The organism is Microbispora sp. CL1-1 (assembly GCF_012034195.1).
In the GTDB taxonomy this organism is placed as follows: Bacteria; Actinomycetota; Actinomycetes; order Streptosporangiales; family Streptosporangiaceae; genus Microbispora.
Genome location: NZ_JAATEK010000006.1, coordinates 223,117 through 239,674, shown reverse-complemented (window position 1 = coordinate 239,674; position 16,558 = coordinate 223,117). Strand labels below are relative to the sequence as shown.

Genomic DNA, 16,558 nt, shown 5'->3' with positions numbered 1-16,558 from the left:
ACTCTACCGGCTACCCCGGATCGGCCCGACTCGCACCCTGCTCGAGATCGGCGCCGAGACCGGCCTGGCGGGCGCGGACGATGGCCTCGGCCCGGTCGGCGACCGCCAGCTTGGCGAAGATGGCGGTGATGTGGTTGCTGACGGTCTTGCCGCTGATGGCCAGATGCCGGGCGATCGCCGCGTTGGACCGGCCGGCCGCGATGATGTCGAGGACCTCCCGTTCGCGGGCGGTGAGCTCGGGAAAGGGCTCCGGGGCCGGCGCGCGAGAGGCCCCGGCGGCGAAGAAGTCGATGATCCGGCGGGCCACGCTCGGGCCGAAGACGGCATGTCCGGCCGCGACAGAGCGGACCGCCCGGACGATCTCCTCCTGCTTCGCGCCCTTGACCAGGTATCCGAAGGCTCCGGCGCGCATCGCGGCGAACACCGACTCGTCGTCCTCGAACATCGTGAGCACGAGCACCCGGGTGGCGGGCACCGCGCGCACGATGGCCCTGGTGGCCTCCACCCCGTTGACGCCCGGCATGTGCAGGTCCATGACCACGACGTCGGGGCGCGTGAGCTGCACCTCACGACGGGCGGCGTCGCCGTCGCCGGCCTCGCCCACCACCTCGATGTCCGGCAGCGACGTCACCAGGGCACGCAGGCCTTCCCGCATCAGCGGGTGATCGTCGACGACGACGATCCTGATCGGTTCCCCGGCGCTCATGTCTGCTCCAGTGGAAGGCGGGCGTGGACGCGGCCGCCGCAGTCGGTGGGGCCGGCGGTGAGCGTACCGCCCAGTTCGCCGGCCCGCTCGTGCATGGAGCGCAGACCGACGCCGTGCGGCCACGCTCCGGCGCCCCCGGAGCCGTTGTCGCTCACCTCCACATGCAGGGCGGCGTGGTCGGCGCGCAGGGAGACCCGGCACGCCGTCGCCCCGCCGTGGCGCAGCGCGTTGGTGACCGCCTCGGTGGCGATGCGATAGGCGGCCACCTCCACCCCGGCGGGCAGCGGCGGCAGGTCGTCCGGGGCGTCGATCGTGACCACGTACCCGGCGTGCTCGTGCCGCCACGAGTCCTGGGCGCGCTGGCGGAGCGCGCCCAGCAGTCCGAGCTCGTCGAGGGCGGGCGGCCGCAGGTTGTAGACGAGCCGGCGGATATCGGCGATCGCGGCGGTCAGGTCGGCGCGCAGGTCGAGCAGGAGCCGTGCGCTCCGCTCGGGATCGGTGTGACGCAGGTTGTGGGCCGCGTCGGCCTTGAGGGTCACCGCGGTGAGCACGGTGCCGAGGCCGTCGTGCAGATCGCGGCGCAGCCGCCGGCGTTCCTCCTCCCGCGCGGCCACGATGCGCGTGCGGGACTCGCCCAGTTGCTCGGACAGGCGCACCGCCTGCAGGGCCAGGCCGACCGGGGCGGCCAGCAGTTCCAGGGCGCGCCGGTCGGCGCCGGACAGCCGGCTCTCCCCCGCCCTCAGCCCGACGAGCAGGTCCGCGGGCGGCCCGTCGGCCACCTCCAGCGACACCGTGTGCCGCCGCCGCGGTGACCGGCCGTACGTCGCGACCAGCCGCCCGTCGGAGGCGACCGCGGCGTACGGCAGCCGCAGCGCCTCGCACACGGCTCGCAACACCCCGTCCAGGCCGGCGCCGAGCCGCAGGCCGACCCGGGCGGCGGCCGCCACAGGATCGCGGCGCTGGCCGTACATGACCCGGTCCACCAAGGACTGCACGGCCGAACGGGCGGGCGCGAAGGCGAGAGCGACAACCGCGGTCGCGATCAGCGGGGCGGCCGACAGCCGGTCCCGCGCCAGCGCGGACAGCCCCGCGACGATGCCCAGGTAGGCCAGCACGACGCCGAGCGTGAGCACCCCGTACACCAGCGAGCGGTTGACGATCAGCTCGATGTCGTACAACCCGTGGCGCAGGATCGCCACCGTGGCCGCGGCCGGGATCAGCGGCAGGGTCAGCAGGAACAACACCGGCCCGTCGGTCGTCACGATCCGCTGCGCGTTGAGCGCGGCGAACAGCCCCACGGCCCACAGCAGCCACATCAGCTGCTGCCGCGGCACCCCGCGGGACCGGCGGACGCGCAGGACGAGCGCGCCGAGGGAGGCCAGCAGCACCAGCGCGGCGACGGCGGCGAACACCGGAATCAGCCGCTGGGCGACCTCGCCCACGATGACGGGCAGCATCGGCTCCTCCGCGGTCGGCCCGTCCCCCGCCGGCCCGGCCGCCACGGACAGGGTCGGGATGGGCGTGAACGGCAGGACGGCGAGGGTCGCGACGGCCAGCGGCCGCCAGCTCCGCGACAGCGGCCTGCCGTCGGGGAACAACTGCACGATCAGCGGAAGGCAGACGACCGGCGCCGGGATCCACGCGGTGATGCCGAACAGCTCGACCGCCCGCGCCCACGCCTCCGGCAGCCCGACCGCGTCGGTGAGCAGCCCGAGGCAGGCCACGCTCAGCGTGTAGCAGGCGCCGTACGCCACGAACAGCAGCCCGATGCGGTGCCCGGGACGGTGGGCGAGCACCAGCGCGCCGAACGTGGTGAAGGTCAGCGCCTGCGCGCTGTTGGTCAGCAGGTAGGAGTCGTCGGCCGCGTCGGCGAAGGTGAGCCCGCCGAGGAACCACGACACCCACGCCGCCACCACCACGACGGCCGTGAGGGTGAGCACCGCGACCGGGCCGGCCCGTCTGACTGCCATGCGCTCATCATCCGATCCCGGCACTCCCATCGGCCATAGGAGCGTGCTCCCGGATCACGGGGTGCACGGGACTGGAATCGGGACCACGCCCCCACGACGAAGGGAGCCGTCCGCGCCCATCCTCGGACTCGATCGGACAACTCCCGGACTCTCGGAGGATCATCATGCAGCCGGACACCGACGCCCGCGCCGCCGCCACCCCGCGGAAACCGCCGCGGGACGTGCGCGGCTTCTGGCGGGTGCTGCTCGCCGTCGTCGCCCCGCTCCCCATGCTCGGCATGGGCCTCAACTATCTGTTCAGCTCCGTGGACGGCGGCGAGTCGTTCGAGGCCACGGTCGCGGCGTACGCGGCCCACGAGCAGGCCGCGGGCGTGCTCCGATGGTTCGCCCTGCCGTTCCTGGTCGGGCTGATCCCGGCCACCTTCGCCGTGGCGTGGGTGGCCCGTCGCGGCGCTCCCAGGCTCACCACGGCGGGTGCCCTCCTCGCGTTGCTCGGCGACCTGGCCGGCTTCCCCCTGATCCGTGGCGGCGACGACCTCGCGTACCTGACGGTGACGAGGCACTTCGACGTGGCGACCATGGCGAGGATTCAGAACGCGCTCGAGGACGACCCCGTACAGCTGGTGGCGAGCCTGCTGTTCATCGTGGGCATCGTCGTCGGCCTGCTGCTGCTCGGCCTGGCGCTGTGGCGCAGCGGCGCGGCGCCGGCCTGGATGGGGGTCCTGCTCGCGGCCGGCGGGTTCACCCATCCGTTCATGCCCGGCCACACCGCGTCGGGCATCGGCCTGCTGGTCACGGCCGTGGGCTTCGCCGGCGCGTCCGTCGCCCTGCTGCGCATGCGTGACGACGAGTTCGACCTGCCCCCGGTCAGGCCCGGCACGCGCGCCCGACCGTCGAACCTGTGATCGCCGGGCATCCGCTCAGCCGGTCCTGCGGGCCTTTCTCCGGCGGGCCAGCTCGTCCGCGGGATGGTCCCCCTCCGCATCCGGAGCGGCCTCCGCCCGCTCGCCCGGAAGCTCGGCCAGCGATCCCTCGACCTCCCGCCAGACTCTCCCGAGCGCGATGCCGAACACGCCCTGGCCGCCCTGCAACAGGTCGATCACCTCGTCGGCGCTCGTGCACTCGTAGACGCTCACGCCGTCGCTCATCAAGGTGATCTGGGCCAGGTCGTTGACGCCGCGGTCGCGCAGGTGCCGTACGGCGGCGCGTATCTGCTGGAGGGAGACGCCCGTGTCCAGAAGACGTTTGACGACCTTCAGGACGAGGATGTCGCGGAAGCTGTACAGTCGCTGGGACCCGGATCCCTGGGCGGCCCTTATCGTCGGGAGCACCAGTTCGGTCCGGGCCCAGTAGTCGAGCTGCCGGTAGGTGATCCCGGCCGCCGCGCACGCCGTGGGGCCGCGGTATCCGATGCCCTGGGGCAGCGCCGTCGGCTGCTCGTCGAACAGCAGACCCTGTTCGCCGGCGCGCTCGCGCGCCGCCTGCCGAACCGGGTCGTGCTGGCCGGCCGACTTACCCTCGCCGCTGCTGACCGCCACTGCGGACCTCCGGCTTTCTCTCATCCCACGGTCTGATCTGGGGGTTCGTGAATTACAACCGTGGTTTCCCTTGCACCGTAGGACCGGGGCCATCGTCAGTCAACGACCCCGTCCGGCGCGTCGTGAAGCGTAATCTCCCGAAATCGTCCGGCACGTCAGCCCGCCCGGCCGAAGTCTTCCGGTGTGATTTTGTCCAGGAACTCGCGGAACTTCTCCACTTCGTCCTCCTGGTCGTCGGGCATGCTGACGCCCGCCTCCTGGATCACGTCCTCACTCGCGTAGATCGTCGCACCCGTACGCAACGCCAGCGCGATCGAGTCCGATGGACGCGCGCTGACCTCCACGCCGTTGGAGAAAACCAGATCGGCGAAGAAGATTCCATCGCGGAGCGCGACGATGTTGACGGTGCGCAACCGCACCCCCAAGGCCTCAAGAACGTCACGGAACAAGTCGTGGGTCAGCGGCCGGGGCGGCGGCTCCTCCGCTTGGGCCAACGCGATAGCGGTCGCCTCGGTCATGCCTATCCAGATCGGCAGATACCGATCACCGCTCGTCTCCTTCAGGAGAACGATCGGCTGGTTGGTGGGCATCTCAACGCGAACCCCCACGACCTCCATCTGCAACACGGGCGGCTCCGTCTCAAGCGTCGCGGCATATCACCAGGCATTCAACGTAACACCCACGGAGGTGCGGATGTGCCGGTCACCGCCCCAGAACGCCGCGAACACTCCCACGCAGTAACGCATTGTGAAGTTCCTGGAGAAGTCCGGAGATCTCCCGGGCGGTCTCGTCCGCCTCGGCGATCGCCCCCGGCGCCTTGCGCCGCAGCAGCGGGGCCACCGCCTGCTCGATGAGACCGGCCTCCCGCTCCACCACGGCGCGCACCGCCCTCAGGTGACGCGCCTGCAGGCCGAACCGCGCCAGCGCCCCCACGCTGCGCGCGATCTCCAGCGCCTCCCCGTCGTAGCGGCGCGCCACGGCGGCGACCAGGCCGTAGCTCTCCATCTCGGCCAGGGTCTCCTCGTCGATGCCCGCGGCCTCGATGAGCTCCTCCCGGCTGAGACGCACCGGCGGGGTGCCGGCGGACACGTCGTGCGGGCGTGCCGCCTGCTCGTCCAGCTGATCCTTGATCACCCGGAGCGGCAGGTACTGGTCACGCTGCGCACGCAGGATGAACCGCAGGCGCTCGACGTCCTTGTAGGTGAACTTGCGGTAGCCCGACGGGCTCCGCTGGGGCTCGATCAGCCCCTCACCCTCCAGAAACCGGATCTTGGAGACGGTCACGTCCGGGAACTCGCCCTGCAGCAGGGCGAGCACCTCCCCGATGCTCATGAACGCCCGTACGGCCTGCGCGCTCATGACTCCTCCTCCTCACCGATCACAGCCCTCCGGGACCACGTGTGAGGAACACCAGCCGGAACTTGCCGATCTGCACCTCGTCGCCGCCCTGCAAGGGGCACTCCTCGATGCGCTCCCGGTTGACGTAGGTGCCGTTGAGGCTGCCCACGTCACGCACGGTGAACTGGCCGCCGCGCCGGTAGAACTCCACGTGTCTCCTGGACACCGTCACATCGTCCAGGAAAATGTCGCTTTCCGGGTGGCGACCCGCCGTAGTGAGGTCGCTGTCGAGCAGAAATCGGCTCCCCGCGTTCGGGCCCCGCATGACCACCAGAAGAGCCGTGCCCGGCGGCAGCTGCTCGACCGAGGCCCTGTCCGGCAGAAGCGTCTGGCCCGTCTCCGCCTCAAGCGCCTCGAGAGAGATCGTCGAGGTCGTGTCGGCTGCGACGGGCGCCGGAGCGCTCAGCGGCGAACCGCATCGTGAACAGAAACGGGCATCCTCGGGGTTGGCATGACCGCACTGCGTGCAGTAGACGCTGGGCATCGAACGGCTCGGCCTCTCTCACGACTTGCTCTAGGACTGGCTCAAACTGCGAATGCCGCAACTTACGCTGATCAGGCACAAAGGTCAAGACCGCGGCTGGGCGTGGACTGACCAACGCTACAGCCAGCGGACGTTCAATGTCATCTAGCTCCGGCCGCTTGTTCGACGACATGAGCCCAGCGCTCCAGGAGGGCCTGAGCGGTGTCCATGTCGTGGCCCTCGGCCCACAGGTGGGTGACGGCCTCGGCGGGGTCGGGCAGGACGAGTGCCCAGCTCCCGTCGTCCTCCACGACCCGGACGCCGTCGGTGGTGTCCAGGCGGTGGCCCTCCGCGGCCTCGACGACCGAGCGCATCACGGCCCCCTTGTGCGCCCAGGGCGTGGGAACGGTCCGTTTGAGCAGCTTGGCCTCGGGGATGCGGGCGTCGATCTGGCTGAGCGACAGCCGGGTGCGCGCGACCAGGCCGAGCAGGCGCAGGAACACCGCCAGGCCGTCCACTGTGGGCGCGAACTCCGGGACGATGAAGCCGCCCTTCCCGTCGCCCGCGAAGATCATGTCGGGGTGCCGGGCCGCCCGGGTCAGGGTGTCGAGGCTCGTGGCCGTCCAGTCGACCTGCACGCCGTGGAAACGGCACACCATCTCCGCCACCCGGGTCGTGGTGACCGGCAGGGCCACCCTGCCGCCCCGGCGCTCGGCCGCCACCAGGTCGAGCACCACGAGCAGCGCCCGCTCCTCGCTGATCAGCTGGCCCATCTCATCGACGAGCGAGACCCGCTCGCCCACCGGGTCGAACCGTACGCCGAAGGCGGCCCGCGCCGACGCCACCAGGTCGGCCAGGCGCTGCAGGTCGCGGCGGCGCTCGGCGATCGTCTCGGTGGGCGACGCGTCGTCGAGGCGGTTGTTCACGGTCAGCACGTCGACCCCGGCCCGGCCCAGCAGGCTCGGCAGCACCAGCGAGGAGGTGCCGCCCGCGCAGTCGACCACGACCTTCATCTCGGCGTCCTTCACCCCGGACATGTCGATGCAGGCCAGCAGCTCCCTGGCGTACGTGTCGACGGCGCGGGCCGGGAAGGTCAGCTCGGCGATCTCACCGGGGAAGGCGCGCCGGTATTCCTGCCGGGAGAAGACCCGCTCCAGCTTGCGCTGGGCCGCCTGGGACAGGTCGGCTCCCGTCTCGTCCATGAACACGATGTCGACGCTCTGGGGGTCGCCCGCCGTGGTGCGCACGGCGATGCCGCCCCGGACGTTCTCCCGCGAGGTGTTGAACCTGGCGACGGGCAGGGCGGCGGCCTCCAGGTCGACCACGTTGATCGCGCTGGAGTTCAGCGCGCTGATCACCGCCCGCTTGAGCGCCCGCGCCGCGCGCGAGGCGTCGCGGGAGGTGACGACCGTGTCTCCCTTGCGCAGCGTCGTGGCGTACGCGCTGGCCAGCCGTACGCACAGCTCCGGGGTGATCTCGACGTTGACCAGCCCGGAGACGCCCCGGGGGCCGAACAGGCTGCGCTGGCCGCGCGACTCCCAGATGACGCTGGTGTTGACGACCGAGCCCGCCTCGATCGTCTTGAACGGGTAGATCTTCACCCCGGAGGAGACGTACGCCTCGGACTCGATGACGCACTCGTCGCCTACGACGGCGTTCTCCTCGATCCTGGCGCCGGTCATCACGTCGGTGTTCTTGCCGATCACGCAGCCGCGCAGGTGGGCGGCCGGGCCGACGTACACGTTGTCGCTGACCACGGCGCGGTGCAGGAAAGCGCCCTCCTTGACGACGGCGTTGCTGCCGAGCACGGTGTACTCCCGCAGCTCGGCGCCCGCCTCGACCTTGGCGTAGTCGCCGATGTAGAGGGGGCCCTTCAGCACGGCCTCGGGGTCCACCGAGGCGCCCTCGGCGGCCCACACGCCGGGCGCCAGCTCGAACGCGTCGAAGTCGACCTTGACCTTGCCCTCCAGCACGTCGGCCTGCGCCTTGAGGTAGCTCTCGTGCGTGCCGACGTCCTCCCAGTAGCCGTCGGCCACGTAGCCGAACAGCCGGCAGCCGCGTTCGAGCATCCGGGGGAAGACGTCGGACGACCAGTCGACCGACTGGCCGGGGGCGATCTCGTCGAGGACCGACGGCTCCATGATGTAGATGCCGGTGTTGACCGTGTCGGAGAACACCTGGCCCCAGGTGGGCTTCTCCAGGAAGCGCTGGATGCGGCCGCTGTCGTCCACGATGATGATCCCGAACTCCAGCGGGTTGGGCACGCGCTTGAGCCCGATGGTGACCAGCGCCCGGTTCTCGCGGTGGAAACGGAGCATGTCGGTCAGGTCGATGTCGGTGAGCGCGTCGCCGGAGATGACCAGGAAGCGGTCGTCGCGGAGCTTGTCGGCGGCGTTCTTCACGCTGCCGGCCGTCCCGAGGGGGACCTCCTCGGTGGCGTAGTGGAGGGTCATCCCCAGCTCGTCGCCGTCGCCGAAGTAGTTGCGGATCAGCGCGGCCAGGAACTGCACCGTCACCACGGTCTCGGTGAACCCGTGCCGCTTGAGCAGCCGGAGCACGTGTTCCATGATCGGCCGGTTGATGATGGGGAGCAGGGGCTTGGGCTGGTTCGCGGTCATCGGCCGTAGCCGTGTCCCCTCCCCGCCCGCCATGACGACGGCCTTCACGGGTCACCCCTTCGTTAGCTGGCGCACCTGTACGACATACAACACCCCCGCCCACCAATACAGACCAGTTCCCCAGATGGCGAAGGCCCATCCGAAGATCGCGGCAATCTCGGCGTACCATCCCTCGTGCGAGGCGAGGAACAGCAGCGGGAACGCGTACATCAGGGCGGCGGTGCCCGCCTTGCCCAGGAAGTGGACGGGCAGCGCCGGGCCGTATCCGTGCCGCCGCAGCACGGGCGGGATCCACAGCATCAGCACGTCGCGCAGCGGCACCGCGAGCGCCAGCCACCAGGGGACGGCGCCGCGCAGCACCAGGCCGAGCAGGGTCGCCAGGATGTAGAGCCGGTCGGCCAGCGGGTCGATGAGCCGGCCGAGCCGGCTGATCTGGTTCCAGGCGCGGGCGAGCTTGCCGTCGAGCCAGTCGCTCACGCCGGCGAGCGCCAGCAGCGCGATCGCCCACCCGTCGGCGTGGGGACCCAGCACGAGCCAGAGGAAGACGGGGACGCCGAGCAGCCGCAGGGCGCTCAGCAGGTTGGGCACCGTCCAGATCCGGTCCTCGGCAGCGTTCACGCCCCAGACCCTACATGCCGCTCTCCCGGTCGTTCCGGGCAGGAGCCACGGGGTTGAACCCGGTGTCGACCAAGCCGAACCGGTGCGCCATCACCGCCGCCTGGGTGCGGTTGCGCAGCCCCAGCTTGTCGATGAGCGCGGCGACGTGACTCTTGACCGTCGTGACCCCCACGTGCAGCCGGTCGGCGATCTCGGCGTTGGACAGGCCGACCCCGACCAGGGTGAGCACCTGCGCCTCACGCTCGGTGAGGCCCGGCGGGAGCGGCACCGCCTGCCGCTCGGCCGCCAGGGCCCGTTCGACGACGCGCCGCAGCACCGACGGCGCGAGCGGGGGCTCCCCCGTCGCGGCCCGCCGTACGGACTCGACCATCCGGGCGGGCGGGTCGTCCTTCACAAGGAACCCGAGCGCGCCCGCGCCAAGCGCGGCATAAAGGTTCTCGTCCTCGGAGAACGTCGTGAGCACGACGATCCGGGCGGACGGCTGGGCGGCGAGGATCCTGCGGGTGGCCTCCAGGCCGTCGACGCGCGGCATCCGCAGGTCCATCAGCACCACATCGGGGCGGTGCCGCTCGGCCAGCCGTACGGCTTCCGCCCCGTCGGCGGCCTCCCCGCACACCTCCATGTCGCCGGCCGCCTCCAGCATCATCCGGACGCCCGCCCGCACCAGGGCCTGGTCGTCGGCGACCACGACCCGGATCACGCGAGCCTCCCGGAGACGCGGCACGCCGGCCGGTTCTCGCCCGGCACCGGCAGCGAGGCGGTCAGCCGCCAGCCGCCGCCCTCGGCCGGGCCGGCGGTGACGTGCCCGCCGAAGGCGCGGGCCCGCTCCCGCATGCCCGCGATGCCCTGGCCGTGGGACGGCAGCACGTCCGGGGCGCCGGACGTGCCGGGACCGTTGCGCACCTCGACCGTGAGCGCGTCCGGGCGCATCGCCACGTCGACCTCCGCCCGGGCTCCCGGCCCGGCGTGTTTCAGCACGTTCGTCAGCCCCTCCTGGACGATCCGCGCCGCCGAGGCCAGCACCACCAGCGGGGCCCGCTCCGCCTCGGGCGCGAGACGCAGATCCACCCGCAGGCCGGCCGTCGTCATCCGGGACACGGCGTCGCGCAGCACGTCGCCGGGATCGGCCAGCATGTTCGCGAGCATGAGATCGGACCCGAGCGCCTCGCCGGGGTCGCGCAGCACGGACAGCAGGCCGCGCAGGTCCTCGAGCACGCGGTGGCCGGTGTCCCTGATGTCGGCCAGCGCCTCGGCGGCCGGGCCGTCGGCCCCCGCGTACTGCGCGGCGCTCGCGCGCAGCACCATCGCCCCCACGTGGTGGGCCACGATGTCGTGCACCTCGCGGGCGATCCGCTCCCGCTCGGCGAGCCGGGCGGCCCTGGCCCGCTCCGCGGACAGTTCGGTGGCGTGCCTGGCCTGGGCCTGCCGTACGCCGACGTAGCGGCCGATCGCCACGGGCGCGGTCACCATGGTCATCAGCGCCACCGTACGGAACGGGGTGATGTCGCCCGGGTCGTCCACGATCACGATCGCGGCGACCGAGCAGGTCAGGGCGTACGCCGCGGCGACCCACGGCCAGGTGGCGCGGGTCGCGAACACGCCGAGGGCCACCAGGGCGAGCAGCTGGAGGCTGTTGCCGGTCCTCGGGACGTACTGGTCGGCCACCACGAGCGCGACGCTCTCCAGCAGCAGGACCGCGCCGGGCAGGTGCCGCACGACGCCCAGGGCGAGCCCCGAGAGCATCACCCCGAGCGCGACCGCCCACACGGGCGGCTCGCCGCTGTGCCAGTAGGGCCAGGTGGTCAGCACCGACAGCGCCACCCCGCCGCCCGCGAGCAGCAGGTCGAGCAGCGGCGCGGGGTCCTCCCTGCGGCGCCCCTCCTGACCGCGCAGGTAGCGGCCGATCAGCACCGGGGCCGCGATCAGCCCGACGGAGTAGAACCAGGTGTTGCTCGTCAGCGCGACGCCGGGATCGGCGAGGTTCACACCGGTCGCGGCGGCGGCGAGCACGGCGGCCGGCGCCGTCCAGCCCCAGCCGCGCGACCGGGCCAGCACGCCCACCGAGATCGGCAGCAGGACCTGGAGGGTGTTGACGGTGAACGCGCCGAGCTGGTCGCAGATCACCAGCAGCACGGACAGATAGACGGCCACAGGGCCGGGCCATCGGCGCAGCAGGCCCATCGGCAGCCCGGCGAGCAGGGCGAAGCCCATCCCCACCCACACCGGGACCGGGGAGCTCCCGTCGCCCGAGAAGCCCCAGGAGCCGGCGCTGACGAGTACGTCGAACGCGGTCCCGGCCACCGCGAGGCCGATGTCGAGGGCCGTGCCGCGTGAGAGCGCGAGGGGCCGGCCGGCGAGGGACCGATCGGTGGGGGAACGGTCGGTGGGAGAACGGTCGGTGGGGGAACGGTCGGTGAGGGAACGGTCGGTGAGGGAAGAGTCCGCGATGGGAGAGTCTGTTTGGGGACGGTCTGTGCCAGGAGAGTCCGTGACGGGAGTGTCTGTTGGAGGACGGTCTGTGAGGGGGCGCCGGGCGACGAACCGGCGCGCCGAGTGCCACCGCATGAGGGAACGCTACCGCCCGTCCGGGTGGAAACCCGTCCTCCGGCCGGAGGAGGCCTCTCCTCCTTCTGGCCGCTTCCGCCGGCCGATGGGCCGTACGCGGTGATCCGCCTGGCCGCCAGGTCGGTCCGTACGGCGGGCGAACCAGGCCGTCCGCGGCCATAGCGTCGCGGCATGGCGAACGAAACAGCGGTCTTCTTCGGGCAGTTCCTGCGCTCCCCCGCCGTGACCGGGGCGGTCGCGCCCAGCTCACGGCGGCTGTCGGAGGCGGTGTGCGTGCCGGTTCCGGAGCGCGGCGACCCCGTCGTGGTCGAGCTGGGGCCGGGCACGGGTCCCTTCACCGCCGAGATCCAGCGCCGCATCGGCGGGCGGGGGCGGCATCTTGCGGTCGAGATCAATCCGCGGCTGGCCGGTCATCTCGGCGCCCGCTATCCGGGGGTCGAGCTCGTGGTCGACAGCGCCGCGCGGCTGCCCGAGCTGCTCGCCGGCCGGGGCGTGGCCGCCGCCGACGTGATCGTGAGCGGGCTGCCCTGGGCGGCGTTTCCCCCCGCCCACCAGGCGGACCTGCTGCGGGCCGTGGTCGCCTCGCTCGCGCCGGGGGGCGCGTTCACGACGTTCTCCTACGTGCACGCCCGCCTGCTGCCCGCGGCCCTGCGGTTCCGCCGCAGGCTGGGCGAGGCGTTCGAGGAGGTCGTGACCGGGCGCACGGTGTGGCGGAACCTGCCGCCCGCCTTCGTCTACCACGCGCGCCGCCCCCGCCGATGATCTCGCGGCCCGCCGAATGACGTTCTAAAGTGACGGGCATGGACTTCACGCTGCCGGAGAGCGCGCAGGCGGTGCGCCGGGGCATCGCGGACATCTGCTCGCGATACGACATGGACTACTGGCAGCGCTGCGAAGCCGAAAAGCGCTGGCCGGAAGAGGTGTGGGCCGAGCTCGCCAAGGGCGGCTGGCTCGGCCTGGCCGTACCCGAGGAGTACGGCGGAGCCGGGCAGGGCCTGCTGGAGCTGGCCGTGGCCACCGAGACGCTGTCGGCCTCCGGCTCCGCGGGCGGTTCCGCGTTCATGTACGTGCTGACGCCGGGGTTCGGGGCGCTGACGCTGGCCAGGCACGGCTCGGCCGAGCAGAAGGCCGCGCTGCTGCCGAAGCTGGCGACGGGCGAGGTCGAGACCTGCTTCGCGCTGACCGAGCCCGACGCCGGGTCCAACTCGCTGGCGATCTCGACCTTCGCCCGCAGGGACGGCGACGACTTCGTCGTCAACGGCCAGAAGATCTGGATCACCGGGGTCCAGCGGGCCTCCTGGATGCTGCTCGTCACCCGGACGATCCCGGCGGCGGAGGCCAGGCCGCGCAGCGACGGGCTGACGGTGTTCCTGGTGAACGTGCCGGAGGCGGTGGCGGCGGGACAGCTGTCCTACCGGCCGATCCCCAAGATGGGCGCGAACACCACGCCGTCCAACATGGTCTTCATCGACGACCTGCGGCTGCCCGCCTCCAGCGTGGTCGGCGAGGTCGACCGGGGGGTGGCCGTGCTGTGGGACGTGCTAAACCCCGAGCGGATCCTCCTGGCGGCCAGCGCCCTCGGCGGGGCCGAGGTGGCGCTGCGGGTGGGCGTCGACTACGCGAAGCAGCGGGAGGTCTTCGGCCGGCCCATCGGGGCCAACCAGGCCGTCGCGTTCCCGCTCGCCCAGGTCAAGGCCAAGATCGAGCTGGCCAGGCTGATGCTGTACAAGGCGGCATGGTCGTTCGACAACCACCTGCCCTGCGGCACGGAGGCCAACATCGCCAAGCTGACGGCCTCGCAGGCCGCGTGGGAGGCCGCCGACGCGGCGTTCCAGACCCACGGGGGCATGGCGTACTCGCTGGAGTATCCCGTCGCCCGGCTGCTGGCCGACGCCAGGATCGGCCGGATCGCGCCGGTGACCGAGGAGCTGCTGCTCAACTATCTGGCCACCCAGGTGCTCGGCCTGCCCAGGAGCTTCTGACCGCATCTGATCGGCCTTCGACCGCCTCCGGATCGCCTCCCGACCGCCTCCGGATCGCCTCCGAGTCGCTTCCGGCCGCTTGCGCGCCGCTGTCGCGGGGCACCTACTTGAGGCAGCGGAAGGAGTCACACATGCGCGGTCCGTACGCCAGCACGGTGATCAACGCGGACGCCGGGGACGTCTGGGCGTTCCTGCGCGAGTTCGGCAACCTCCACGAATGGCTGCCGGGCGTGGCCACCTGCGAGATCGAGGAGGGCGCACCGCTCGCCCCGGGAGCGGTGCGGCGGGTCGAGGGGGCGGGCGGGGTGTTCCGTGAGCGGCTGCTGACCCTCGACGACGAGGCCCGTACGTTCACCTACGCGATCATCGAGTCGCCGCTGCCGATGCGCGACTACCACGCGACCTGCCGGGTCGCCCCGGTGACGGACTCCGGGCAGGCGTTCGTGGAGTGGCACGCGACCTTCGAGGCCGACGACCCCGAGAAGATCGCCAAGATCCTCACGCGGGGCGTCTTCGTCCCCGGCCTGGAATCGCTCCGCAAACGCTTCGGCTGAGCGTGCCGGACGAATCCCGGCCCTGCTGCGCGTGACCCGGGCCCGCCACGGGCAGCGTGTGCCGGATGCTCCCCGAGTCGTCTCACCACCTGCTTCCGGGGCCGATGCCCGGCCGGTTTCAACGGCGATCAAGACCCAGGCCACTCGGTCAGGGCACGGCCTGCCGGTCGGCGCTCACGGCTCCGGCCGGAAGCGGGGCGGGCGCTTCTCGCGCAGGGCCCGCACGCCCTCGGCGGCATCGGGGCCGGTGAAGCCGAGGAACTCCATGGCCAGCGAGGCGTCGAACGACGGCCCGGCCATGCGCAACCAGTTGTTCAGCGCGTATTTGGTCAGCCGGATCGCCTCGGCCGACCCGGCGGCCAGCCGTGTCGCGATCTCCAGCGCCCTGTCGTGGACCTGGTCGTCGTCGACGCACAGGCTCACCAGCCCCATCGCCTCCGCCTGCTCGCCGGTGACCGGCTCGCACAGCAGCAGGTGATATTTCGCCTTCGCCATCCCGCACAGGAGGGGCCAGATGATCGCCGCGTGGTCGCCCGCCGCGACGCCCAGCCGGGTGTGGCCGTCGATGATGCGGGCCGTCCGCCCGGCCACCGAGATGTCGGCCAGGAGCGCGACGGCCAGCCCCGCCCCCACCGCCGGGCCCTGGATCGCCGAGACAACCGGTTTGGAGCAGTTGAGCACGTTGTAGACGATGTCGCGGGCCTCGGCGAAGACCTCCAGGCGCGTGGCGTGGTCGCGGATCATCTCCTCGATCATCGACAGATCGCCGCCGGCCGAGAACGCCTCGCCCTCCCCGCGTATGATCACCGCCCTGACCTCGTCGTCGCGGTCGACGTCGCGCCAGATCTCGGCCAGCTCCCGGTGGCCGGTGCGGTCCACGGCGTTGCGCCGCGACGGCTCGCTGATCACGACGCGCAGCACGCCGTCGGCGGCCCAGCCGACCTTCAGCTTCTCGTACTCCCTCACGACGCCACTCCTCGCCTGATCCCTGCGGCCGGGGGTCGCGGACCACCGCCGCCCGGGGGAACAGCATGTGGCTAGGGTCCTCCCGCCCGGGGACGCATCGCCATGCCCCGCACAGTAACAGCGCCCGCCGACAGGACCACCGAAGCGGCCGCGGCGCGCTTCCCCGGCCGCCCGCGCCGCCTCCGGCCCCTGACGCCGCCTCACGCCGTCCGCGGTGGCCGCGCCGGCCCGGGACACGGTCCGTACGAGGTCAGGGGCGGGCCGCGTCCACCAGGGCCTCGACCAGGCGGTTGTCCGCGCCGCGCTCGGGGTGCCACTGGACGCCGACGGCGAACCGGTGCCCCTGCAGCTCGACGGCCTCGACGATCTGGTCGTCCGCCCACGCCACCGCGATCAGGCCGGTGCCGAGCCGCCGGACGGCCTGGTGGTGCGCGCCGGTCACCTCCGCGCGGTCGCCCACGGCCTTGCCGACCTTGCTCGACACGCTCACCGTGACCACGTGCGCGGCCGTCGCGTGACGGTTGTGGCCGACGGACTCCCGCAGCGACGTGATCAGCGTGCCGCCCTGGGCGACGTTGAGCACGTGCATGCCGCGCGATATCGCCAGCAGCGGCACGTCCGCCTCCACCGCCGCCTGCGCCAGCGCCGTCTCGAACCGGTCGCGCTGGGGCTGCGGCCCGCCGAACCCGTCGTCGTCCGGCTCCCCCGCCGCGACCTCGCCGTACAGGGCCGGATCGACCTCGACGCCCCCGGCGAGGATGACCGCGTCCAGGCGGCGAATGTAGTCACCGGCGGACACGGGGCTCAACGGCGGCAGCAGGACGGGCGCGCCGCCGGACTTCTCCACCGCGCGCGCGTACGCCTGGGGCGAGATCGCCGCCTCACGGACCCACGTGCCCCAGCGCGCGGCCTCTAGATAGGTGGTGATGCCGACGATGGGACGCGCCATGGCCAATCTCCTGAAGGTGTGCGTGCAGGCAGGCCCCATCATGTCGCAGATCGTTTTCCCTTTTGTCACTTTTCACATCAGTCACACGAGTCACACGGAGGGCGTCACGAAAAATAACGAAGTGTTCACAGTCGGTTGCCTTGCGGGGAATCGGTTGTGACGCCCGAGAGCGAGTGAAACACTCACCGTTGAGCGATCGGTTGAGCCGGGGCCGCCGCCGCTCGTCACCCG

16 protein-coding genes are annotated in these 16,558 nt (G+C 72.0%); 4 read left to right on the top strand and 12 right to left on the bottom strand.

Annotated features, from left to right (window positions below; all coding sequences use genetic code 11):
• Positions 1–10 precede the first annotated feature (10 nt).
• Positions 11–706, bottom strand: coding sequence for a response regulator transcription factor (locus tag HCK04_RS10530; protein ID WP_142646974.1), 696 nt, complete (start codon positions 704–706; stop codon positions 11–13).
• A complete protein-coding gene (locus HCK04_RS10525) occupies positions 703–2,676 on the bottom strand; it encodes a sensor histidine kinase (protein WP_168065821.1) in 1,974 nt (657 codons plus the stop codon). The genes HCK04_RS10530 and HCK04_RS10525 overlap by 4 nt, the downstream gene beginning before the upstream one ends.
• A gap of 164 nt (positions 2,677–2,840) precedes the next feature.
• Here HCK04_RS10525 and HCK04_RS10520 point away from each other — a divergent pair, with 164 nt between their 5' ends.
• Positions 2,841–3,581, top strand: a complete 741-nt coding sequence (locus HCK04_RS10520) for a hypothetical protein (protein ID WP_142646972.1) — start codon at positions 2,841–2,843, stop codon at positions 3,579–3,581.
• 15 nt (positions 3,582–3,596) lie between these two features.
• Here the strand turns inward: HCK04_RS10520 and HCK04_RS10515 are convergent, their stop codons facing one another.
• The 8 genes from HCK04_RS10515 to HCK04_RS10480 all read right to left on the bottom strand — a co-directional run bounded on the left by HCK04_RS10515 (position 3,597) and on the right by HCK04_RS10480 (position 11,612).
• On the bottom strand, positions 3,597–4,214 hold the full coding sequence (locus HCK04_RS10515; protein ID WP_260617188.1) for a MerR family transcriptional regulator: 618 nt from the start codon (positions 4,212–4,214) through the stop codon (positions 3,597–3,599).
• A 155-nt stretch (positions 4,215–4,369) separates the two neighbouring features.
• Positions 4,370–4,840 (bottom strand): bifunctional nuclease family protein, encoded by a 471-nt coding sequence (locus HCK04_RS10510; RefSeq protein ID WP_139577972.1) that lies wholly within the window; start codon positions 4,838–4,840, stop codon positions 4,370–4,372.
• Between the two features lie 76 nt (positions 4,841–4,916).
• Positions 4,917–5,573 carry a MerR family transcriptional regulator gene (locus HCK04_RS10505; protein WP_142646970.1) on the bottom strand — a complete coding sequence of 219 codons (657 nt, stop codon included), beginning with the start codon at positions 5,571–5,573 and terminating at the stop codon, positions 4,917–4,919.
• A 19-nt stretch (positions 5,574–5,592) separates the two neighbouring features.
• Positions 5,593–6,096, bottom strand: coding sequence for an FHA domain-containing protein (locus HCK04_RS10500; RefSeq protein WP_142620380.1), 504 nt, complete (start codon positions 6,094–6,096; stop codon positions 5,593–5,595).
• A 140-nt stretch (positions 6,097–6,236) separates the two neighbouring features.
• A complete protein-coding gene (locus HCK04_RS10495; RefSeq protein WP_142646969.1) occupies positions 6,237–8,741 on the bottom strand; it encodes a mannose-1-phosphate guanyltransferase in 2,505 nt (834 codons plus the stop codon).
• Between the two features lie 3 nt (positions 8,742–8,744).
• Complete coding sequence (locus HCK04_RS10490; protein WP_142620378.1) at positions 8,745–9,311, bottom strand: CDP-alcohol phosphatidyltransferase family protein; 567 nt, start codon at positions 9,309–9,311, stop codon at positions 8,745–8,747.
• Between the two features lie 10 nt (positions 9,312–9,321).
• A complete protein-coding gene (locus HCK04_RS10485) occupies positions 9,322–10,011 on the bottom strand; it encodes a response regulator transcription factor (protein ID WP_142620377.1) in 690 nt (229 codons plus the stop codon).
• Positions 10,008–11,612 (bottom strand): histidine kinase, encoded by a 1,605-nt coding sequence (locus HCK04_RS10480; protein ID WP_260617187.1) that lies wholly within the window; start codon positions 11,610–11,612, stop codon positions 10,008–10,010. Before HCK04_RS10480 ends, HCK04_RS10485 begins: the two co-directional genes overlap by 4 nt.
• 435 nt (positions 11,613–12,047) lie before the next feature.
• On the opposite strand from HCK04_RS10480, the gene HCK04_RS10475 reads away from it, so the two are divergent.
• The 3 genes from HCK04_RS10475 (at position 12,048) to HCK04_RS10465 (ending at position 14,412) form a co-directional block, all read left to right on the top strand.
• On the top strand, positions 12,048–12,638 hold the full coding sequence (locus tag HCK04_RS10475) for a methyltransferase domain-containing protein (protein WP_142646968.1): 591 nt from the start codon (positions 12,048–12,050) through the stop codon (positions 12,636–12,638).
• A gap of 38 nt (positions 12,639–12,676) precedes the next feature.
• Entirely contained in the window at positions 12,677–13,858 is a 1,182-nt protein-coding gene (locus HCK04_RS10470; RefSeq protein ID WP_142646967.1) for an acyl-CoA dehydrogenase family protein, read from the top strand.
• Between the two features lie 131 nt (positions 13,859–13,989).
• Entirely contained in the window at positions 13,990–14,412 is a 423-nt protein-coding gene (locus tag HCK04_RS10465) for an SRPBCC family protein (RefSeq protein ID WP_142646966.1), read from the top strand.
• Between the two features lie 174 nt (positions 14,413–14,586).
• On the opposite strand, the gene HCK04_RS10460 is transcribed toward HCK04_RS10465, so the two are convergent.
• Together HCK04_RS10460 and HCK04_RS10455 are read right to left on the bottom strand one after the other, a co-directional pair.
• Complete coding sequence (locus tag HCK04_RS10460) at positions 14,587–15,378, bottom strand: enoyl-CoA hydratase/isomerase family protein (RefSeq protein ID WP_142646965.1); 792 nt, start codon at positions 15,376–15,378, stop codon at positions 14,587–14,589.
• A gap of 250 nt (positions 15,379–15,628) precedes the next feature.
• Positions 15,629–16,327 carry a gamma-glutamyl-gamma-aminobutyrate hydrolase family protein gene (locus HCK04_RS10455; RefSeq protein ID WP_142646964.1) on the bottom strand — a complete coding sequence of 233 codons (699 nt, stop codon included), beginning with the start codon at positions 16,325–16,327 and terminating at the stop codon, positions 15,629–15,631.
• Positions 16,328–16,558 lie beyond the last annotated feature (231 nt).

Bases quoted from the DNA above. Each gene is read 5' to 3' on its own strand.
- HCK04_RS10530 (WP_142646974.1), bottom strand. From the start codon at position 706: ATGAGCGCCGGGGAACCGATCAGGATCGTCGTCGTCGACGATCACCCG.
- HCK04_RS10525 (WP_168065821.1), bottom strand. From the start codon at position 2,676: ATGGCAGTCAGACGGGCCGGCCCGGTCGCGGTGCTCACCCTCACGGCC.
- HCK04_RS10520 (WP_142646972.1), top strand. From the start codon at position 2,841: ATGCAGCCGGACACCGACGCCCGCGCCGCCGCCACCCCGCGGAAACCG.
- HCK04_RS10505 (WP_142646970.1), bottom strand. From the start codon at position 5,573: ATGAGCGCGCAGGCCGTACGGGCGTTCATGAGCATCGGGGAGGTGCTC.
- HCK04_RS10500 (WP_142620380.1), bottom strand. From the start codon at position 6,096: ATGCCCAGCGTCTACTGCACGCAGTGCGGTCATGCCAACCCCGAGGAT.
- HCK04_RS10475 (WP_142646968.1), top strand. From the start codon at position 12,048: ATGGCGAACGAAACAGCGGTCTTCTTCGGGCAGTTCCTGCGCTCCCCC.
- HCK04_RS10470 (WP_142646967.1), top strand. From the start codon at position 12,677: ATGGACTTCACGCTGCCGGAGAGCGCGCAGGCGGTGCGCCGGGGCATC.
- HCK04_RS10465 (WP_142646966.1), top strand. From the start codon at position 13,990: ATGCGCGGTCCGTACGCCAGCACGGTGATCAACGCGGACGCCGGGGAC.
- HCK04_RS10455 (WP_142646964.1), bottom strand. From the start codon at position 16,327: ATGGCGCGTCCCATCGTCGGCATCACCACCTATCTAGAGGCCGCGCGC.